The sequence below is a fragment of the Micromonospora yasonensis genome (assembly GCF_026013475.1).
Taxonomy (GTDB): domain Bacteria; phylum Actinomycetota; class Actinomycetes; order Mycobacteriales; family Micromonosporaceae; genus Micromonospora; species Micromonospora yasonensis.
On the sequence record NZ_JAPDPH010000307.1, the window covers coordinates 1 to 7,040 of the forward strand.

6 protein-coding genes are annotated in these 7,040 nt (G+C 72.7%); 2 read left to right on the plus strand and 4 right to left on the minus strand.

Translation table 11 applies throughout. The features are described from left to right. Window positions 1-256 precede the first annotated feature (256 nt). A complete protein-coding gene (locus ONA70_RS33580) occupies window positions 257-3,082 on the plus strand; it encodes a M36 family metallopeptidase (protein ID WP_265010504.1) in 2,826 nt (941 codons plus the stop codon). A 184-nt stretch (window positions 3,083-3,266) separates the two neighbouring features. Here ONA70_RS33580 and ONA70_RS33585 read toward each other — a convergent pair whose 3' ends face one another. Then, entirely contained in the window at window positions 3,267-4,079 is an 813-nt protein-coding gene (locus ONA70_RS33585; protein ID WP_265010505.1) for a SigB/SigF/SigG family RNA polymerase sigma factor, read from the minus strand. 218 nt (window positions 4,080-4,297) lie between these two features. On the opposite strand from ONA70_RS33585, the gene ONA70_RS33590 reads away from it, so the two are divergent. Beyond that, on the plus strand, window positions 4,298-4,810 hold the full coding sequence (locus ONA70_RS33590) for a DinB family protein (protein WP_265010506.1): 513 nt from the start codon (window positions 4,298-4,300) through the stop codon (window positions 4,808-4,810). A 25-nt stretch (window positions 4,811-4,835) separates the two neighbouring features. On the opposite strand, the gene ONA70_RS33595 is transcribed toward ONA70_RS33590, so the two are convergent. The 3 genes from ONA70_RS33595 to ONA70_RS33605 all read right to left on the minus strand — a co-directional run. Continuing rightward, window positions 4,836-5,393, minus strand: a complete 558-nt coding sequence (locus tag ONA70_RS33595; RefSeq protein WP_265010507.1) for a GerMN domain-containing protein — start codon at window positions 5,391-5,393, stop codon at window positions 4,836-4,838. Further along, the gene (locus ONA70_RS33600) at window positions 5,393-6,745 is read right to left on the minus strand and encodes a sensor histidine kinase (protein WP_265010508.1); all 1,353 of its coding nucleotides are present in this window, start codon (window positions 6,743-6,745) and stop codon (window positions 5,393-5,395) included. Before ONA70_RS33600 ends, ONA70_RS33595 begins: the two co-directional genes overlap by 1 nt. Continuing rightward, window positions 6,742-7,040: winged helix-turn-helix domain-containing protein (locus ONA70_RS33605; protein WP_265010509.1), on the minus strand; the 299-nt coding region annotated here is incomplete at its 5' end. The genes ONA70_RS33605 and ONA70_RS33600, both read right to left, overlap by 4 nt.

Consider the following 7,040-nt stretch of genomic DNA (forward strand, 5'->3'; position numbering starts at 1 on the left):
ATGGTGCTCGACGACCACGCCTCGGCTCGACCGGTCGGGGCACGACAGGCGTAGGACCGGCCGGCGGAAATGTTCGCCAGGCGTCGGATGATCGGGAGACGAGCCGCACCGTAGCGTCGAGACCATTCACCTCGCACGGGCCCGGTCACCGACCGTGACCATCCGGCGAGCGTCGCGGATCAGCGCGGCGGACCGCGGCGCCGGTCGTGAATCGGCGCTCCATGCTGTCTTTTCCGACCCCCAGAAGGGAGCAGCGGTGCCCCTCCATCCCCGTCCGTACCGTCGCCGCCGCAAGGCCGCCTTGCTGCTGTCCACGACCCTCGTCGCGGCCCTGACGCCGCTGACCGCGAAGGCCGCCTCGGCGGCCCCTGAGGACGCCGGTCCCGCCAACCCGCTCTTCCTCACCGGCCCCAACGAGGGCGCGGCGAACGACATCGCCGCCAGCTACCTGCGCGCGCATCCGGCCCGGTACGGCGTCCGTGCCACCGACCTCACCGACCTCGCGGTGGCCTCCAGCTACACCAGCCGCCACAACGGCGTGACCCATGTCAACCTGGCGCAGCGCTACAAAGAACTGGATGTCTTCGGCGCCACCGCCACCGTCAACATCGCCCGCGACGGCAGCGTCGTCTTCGTCGGCGACAACCTGGTGTCCGGCCTGTCGGACAAGGCCTCCGGCACGGCGTCCCTCGACCCGGTCGAGGCGGTCCAGGCCGCCGCCGACGCCCTCGACCTGGCCGATCCGGCCAACCCGCGGGTGATGAGCCGCGCCGGCGGCCCGGCCCAGCGCACCGTCGTGTCCGGCAGCGGCATCTCCGACCAGCCGATCCCCGCCAAGCTGGGCTGGCAGCCCACCGACGACGGGCTCCGCCTGGCCTGGCAGCTGGTGATCGACGACTCGTCCGACGTCCACCTGTGGAACGCCACCGTCGACGCCCAGACCGGCGACCTGCTCAAGGCCGACGACTGGACCAGCCACGAGGACGTCCAGGAGGTCGCGAGCAACCTGGACCGCAGCGCGCCGAACCGGTCGACGACGCTGAACAGCGGGGCCTTCGGCTCACGCAACCCGGTGCAGGATGGTTCGAGCTACCGGGTCTTCGCCGGGCCGGTGGAGAGCCCGAACGACGGGCCGCGGACCCTGGTGACCGACCCGGCGGACTCGGCGGCCTCCCCGCACGGCTGGCACGACACCGACGGCGCCCCCGGCGCCGAGTACACCACCACCCAGGGCAACAACGCCCACGCCTACCAGGACCAGGACAACAACAACGCCCCCGACGCGGGCAGCAGCCCGGACGGCGGGGCGAACCGGTCCTTCGACTTCCCGCTCGACCTGACCGAGCACGCGCAGAACTACCGGGACGCGGCGACCGCCAACCTCTTCTACTGGAACAACATCATCCACGACGTCACCTACCGGTACGGCTTCGACGAGGTGTCGGGAAACTTCCAGGCGAACAACTACGGCCGGGGTGGCGCGGGCGGTGACTACGTCCGCGCCGAGGCGGCCGACGGCGGCGGCACCAACAACGCGAACTTCTCCACCCCGGCGGTCGACGGCGTGGGTGCCCCACGGATGCAGATGTACCTCTGGCCGGGCACCCAGTTCGGCAGCCCCAACCAGGTCGTCGTGGACGGCGTGGGCTCGTTCGACGCGTCCTGGTCGCGGTTCTCTCCGGCGCCGACCGTGGCCGGGCTGCCCAACCACCGGTTCGTGTACGCCGGCACCGGCTGCACCACCGCGACCTACCCCGGCGGTCTGCCGGCGGGTGCGTGGATCAGCGTGGCCGACGGCGGCACCACCGCCTGCAGCTACCTCCAGCGGGCCCAGGTCGCGCAGTCGCTCGGCGCCGCGGCGCTGGTGGTCGCCCACAACGCCAGCGGCAGCGCACCGGTGCTCACCGGAGCCATGACCGGCGCGCCGGTGACCATCCCGGCCGTCGCCGTGACCCAGGCCGACGGGGCCACCATCAAGGCCGCCATCGCGGCGGGCGAGGTCACGGGTACGGTACGCAAGCACCCGAACCACCCGGGCATCCGCGACGGTGACCTCGACGCCGGTGTGGTCATCCACGAATACACCCACGGCATCTCCAACCGGCTGACCGGTGGCCCGACGGTCAACTGCCTCACCGGCAACGAGCAGATGGGTGAGGGCTGGAGCGACTTCCTCGCGGTCACGATGCTGCTCGACCCGAAGTTCGACACCGCCGACGGGCAGCGCGGCATGGGGCCGTACGTCCTGTTCCAGGACGACCGGCACGGCGGCGGCATCCGGCCGCGGCCGTACTCCCGGAACATGGAGATCCAGCCGTTCACCTACGACGGCATCAAGACCGGCGGCTGGCTCAACGGCACCTCGCTGGCCGTGCCGCACGGCATCGGCCACGCCTGGGCCTCGGTGCTGTGGGACATGACCTGGAACCTCATCGACCGGCACGGCTTCAACCCCAACGTCTACGACCCCTGGAACACCGGCGGCAACAACCTGGCCATCCAGCTGGTCGTCGACGGGCTCAAGATGCAGGGCTGCGGGCCCGGTTTCGTCACCGGCCGCAACGCCATCATCGCCGCCGACGCGGCGCTGACCGGTGGCGAGAACGCCTGCCTCATCTGGGGCTCCTTCGCCCGCCGTGGCCTCGGCTACAGCGCCGTGCAGGGCACCACCGCCCGCGACGACAACACCGAGGCGTTCGACACCCACCCGTCCTGCCGCGGCGACTTCGTCGGTCGGGCGGTCCAGCCGGCCCTCAACACGGTCGTCGCCGGTGACGCCGTACCGATGAAGTTCCAGCTCGCCGCGGACCGCGGCCTGGACATCCTCGCCAGCGGCTCGCCGTACTCCCGCCTGGTCGACTGCGACACCCTCAAGACCGTCAACCCCGACGGGCCGATCACCCCGCGACCCACCCCCGTGGCCGCACAGAACCCGGGCGGATCACAGCTGTCGGTCAACGCGAACGGCCAGTACAACTACCCGTGGAAGACCGACCCCAGCTGGGCCGGCACCTGCCGCGAGTTCGTCCTCACCCTCGACAACGGATTCCAGCACCGCGCCTACTTCAGGTTCACCACCTGATCGGTGACAATTTCCGGCTCCGGCCGGGCCGAGAGTGAGACTGCGCGAAAACGCCCCCGGGAAGCCGCGGCACCGCCGCTTCCCGGGGGTCGCGGCCTGGTCGCCAGCTGCGCGCGCAGAACCCGAACACCGCGTTCGTCTCGCCACCGGGGGGAGCCGGGTCGCGGTGCGCGGCCGGTGCGGGTCAGGCCTCGGTGAGCTGGCCGCGCAGCTTGGTCAGCGCGCGGGCGAGCAGCCGGGAGACGTGCATCTGGGACACCCCGACCCGGGCGGCGATCTCGCTCTGCGTCAGGTTGCCGTAGAAGCGCAGGGTCAGGATCTTCTGCTCCCGCTGGTCGAGCGTGGCCAGGGCCGGGCCGAGCGAGGCGCGCAGCTCGGCCAGCTCGTACTCGTTGTCGTCGGTGCCGAGGGTGTCGCCGAGCTCGGTGGTGCGGTCGCCGTCACCGATCGGGGTGGACAGCGACACGGCGTTGTAGGCGCGGGCGCCTTCCAGGCCCTCGAGGACCTCTTCCTCGGTGAGGTCGAGGTGGCTGGCGATGTCGGCCACGGTGGGCGCCCGGTTGAGCGTCTGGGTGAGCGTGCCGTTCGCCTCGGAGATGCGCAGCCGCAGCTCCTGCAGGCGACGCGGGACCCGGATGTTCCAGGTGCGATCGCGGAAGTGGCGCTTGATCTCACCGAGGATGGTCGGGATCGCGAAGCCGGCGAAGTCCACGCCACGGGAGGCGTCGAACCGGTCGACCGCCTTGATCAGGCCGAGGGCCGCGGTCTGGGCCAGGTCGCCGGCCGGCTCGCCCCGGCCGCTGTACCGGGCGGCGAGGTGGTTGGCCAGCGGCAGCCACGCCTCGATGACCTCGTTCCGCAGCGCCGGCCGGTCCGGATGCCCTTCGGGCAGCGCGGACAGGGCGGCGATCAGCTCGCTGGCGCGGGACTCCTCGCCGGTCACCGTGCCGCGGTGCACGTCGGTGGTCGTCGTCGGCGCGATGGTCGTCGTGGTCATGCTGCCCTTCCTGTCCTGAGGAGAACGGGTGCCTCCCAAGCACCGGTCGTGCCAGTCACCCTAGACCAATCGCCGCCACCGAATCAACCGAACGGACGATGGACAAATCGCCTGAACGCCAGCAGACACCTCCTTTGGTTGCGCTGGTTCGGCTGCGACGAGGGCCACAGGAAGGCGGCGGGTCGAGGCGCGGGGGGTGACGGCATATCCTCCATTTCGTGGATCGGTGCGACGAGTGTCTGTTCGTCTATGCCAACGTGCCGGGCGAGGCGCTGCCGGCACTCCTCCGTGGACTTGGCGGGCGGTTCACGACCGCCCTGACCGGGGTGGCGGACCTGCGCCGACGGCCGGCCGAGGCGGTGTGGTCGCCGCTGGAGTACACGTGCCACGTCCGGGACGTGCTCCGCGTCCAGGGCGAACGACTCGCCCTGGCGCTGCGGCTCGACGAACCGGAGTTCCTCCCGATGGGCCGGGACGAACGGGCCGTCGCGGACCGGTACAACGAGCAGGAGCCGGCGACTGTCCTCGCCGAACTGGCCGCGGCCGCCGACGACCTGGCGGCCCGGTTCGCCGCACTCGACCCGGCGCAGCTGACCCGCACCGGCGTCTACCCCTGGCCGCAACGGCAGGTCCGGACGGTCCTCTGGCTCGGGCAGCACACCGTCCACGAGGGTGAACACCACCTGCTCGACATCCGCCGCGCGAACGGAGCCCCGGCCTCCGGCCGATGAGCCGGGCCGACGCCGACCGGCCGGGTCAGCGGATCAGCAGCGGCCGGTAGTCGGCGGCCGTCAGCGGCAGCGCGGACAGGGAGCCGTCGGCACGGGGCACCGCCAGCGGCTGACCGTCCCGCCGGAACGCGACGCTGTCGACGTCCGACCGATGGGTCAGGGTGCAGACGATCTGCCCGAAGGCGAGCACCTCGTCGCTGCGGCCGGTCTCGTCCCCGGCCTCCCGTACGTCGACCATCGCCACGGTGCCGGTGGCGGTGGCTCCGGCGACGGTGATCGTGCCCGGCAGGGCGGTGGCCATGCCTGCGTCCCGTTCCGCGTCGTCCGGCCCGGCGAGCAGGTGCTGCAACTGGGTGTCGACATCGGGGATCCCGTCGACCCAGCGGGTGAGCGCCTCCAGCCGGTCGTTCCGGACGAAGCAGAGAGTCTCGTCGACCCGCCCGTCGGGATCGGCGGTCGCCGTGTCCGCCGGGCTCGGGAACGAGCCGCGCGGGGGCAGCAGCGGCCGCGGCGAGTCGTCCACCGGCACGCCACAGCCCCCGAGCAGCGCCACGAGCAGGACCGCCGCGAGGCGTCGACGCATCACCGCACCTCCGCCAGTTCGACCCGGAACCGGGCACCCCGGGGCTTCCGGTCGACGACGCTCGCCCGCCCGCCGTGGGCGGCGGCGTGCTGGGCCACCAGCGCTAGGCCGAGCCCGGTCCCGTCGGTGCCGGCGCGGGCGTGCGCGGCGCGGCCGCGCACGAAGCGGTCGAAGATGACCTCCCGGTCGCCAGCGGGTACGCCGGGACCGTCGTCGTCGACGTCGATCACCCCGGCCCCGCCGTCGCCGAGCGACAGCCGGACGGCGACCGGTCCACCGCCGTAGCGGACGGCGTTGTCGAGCAGGTTGAGCAGGATCTGCTCGACCCGCCGCCGGTCGATCCGCCACTCGGTGGGAGTGCCGGCGGGCACCTGGACGAGCCGCTCCGGCAGCGCGCGGGCCAGGCAGGCCTCCCGGGCCAGCGCCGCGACGTCCACGGTCTCCCGCTGCGCCGGCTGCTCGGTACGGGCGAGTTGGATCAGGTCGTCGACCAGCCGCTGGAACCGGGCCACCTCGTCGGCGACCAGGCCGGCGGCGGTGGCGGTCCGTTCGTCGTGGTGCTCGCGGCGGCGGGTCAGCACGCTGGCGGCGGCGGCCAGGGTCTGCAGCGGTGAACGCAGCTCGTGGCTGACGTCGGCGGCGAACCGACGGTCGCGTTCGATCCGGCGCACCAACTGGTCGACCATGTGGTTGAACGAGCTGGAGAGCCGGGTGAGGTCCGGGTCGGTGGTCGGATCCAGCCGGGTGGTGAAGTCACCGGCGGCGATCCGCTCGGCCGCGTCGGCGACCGCGGTCAGCGGGCGCACGCTGTGCCGGGTGGCGTACCAGCCGAGCGCGGCGCCGGCCCCGGCGACCATGATGGCGACCGCGGTCAGCGCCAGGCCCACCACCTGGAAGGTCTCCTCGACCTCCCGCAGCGAGGTCAGCTCGTAGTAGCCCACCCCGCCGGCGAGCGGGATGCCGACCAGCAGGGTCGGCTGCCCGTCGATCCGGACCCGCTGCACGCCCGGCTGTCCGGCGTGGACCAGCTGTTGCAGCTCCGCCGGGATAGCGCCACCGCCGGTCTCGGCGGTACGGGCGTACCAGCCGTCGGGCAGGTGCAGCAGCGGCCGGCGGCTGCTGCCGGTGTCCAGGGAGCGGAGCACGGCGACCACGTCCGGGGTCTCGGTGTCCAGCCCGGACCGGACGATCGCGGCGTCGTAGTAGGCGGCCCGGACGGCGGTGCGTTCCCGCTCGTCGAGCAGCGAGCGGCGGGTCAGGTCGTACGAGAACAGCGCCATCGACGCGGCGAGCAGCAGCGCGCCGACGGCGAATGCCGCGGTCACCCGGGCCCGCAGTCCGAGCCGGGTCATCGCTGCAGCTTGTAGCCGAGACCGCGCAGGGTGACCAGGTGGCGGGGGTTGCCCGGGTCGGGCTCGATCTTCTGCCGGAGGCGGCCGACGTGCACGTCGACCAGACGCTCGTCCCCGGTGTCGTACCCCCAGACCCGCCGCAGCAGCTGCTGCCGGGACAGCACCCGGCCGGCGTGCTCGGCCAGCTCGCACAGCAGCCGGAACTCGGTGCGGGTCACCGCGACCGGTTGGCCGGCCCGCCGCACCTCGCCGGCCTCCGGGCTGATCTCCAGGTCGCCGAAGACCTGCGCGGGCA

Coding starts and splice junctions, on each gene's coding strand:
- ONA70_RS33585 (WP_265010505.1), bottom strand. CDS start 4,079: ATGACCACGACGACCATCGCGCCGACGACGACCACCGACGTGCACCGC.
- ONA70_RS33595 (WP_265010507.1), bottom strand. CDS start 5,393: ATGCGTCGACGCCTCGCGGCGGTCCTGCTCGTGGCGCTGCTCGGGGGC.
- ONA70_RS33600 (WP_265010508.1), bottom strand. CDS start 6,745: ATGACCCGGCTCGGACTGCGGGCCCGGGTGACCGCGGCATTCGCCGTC.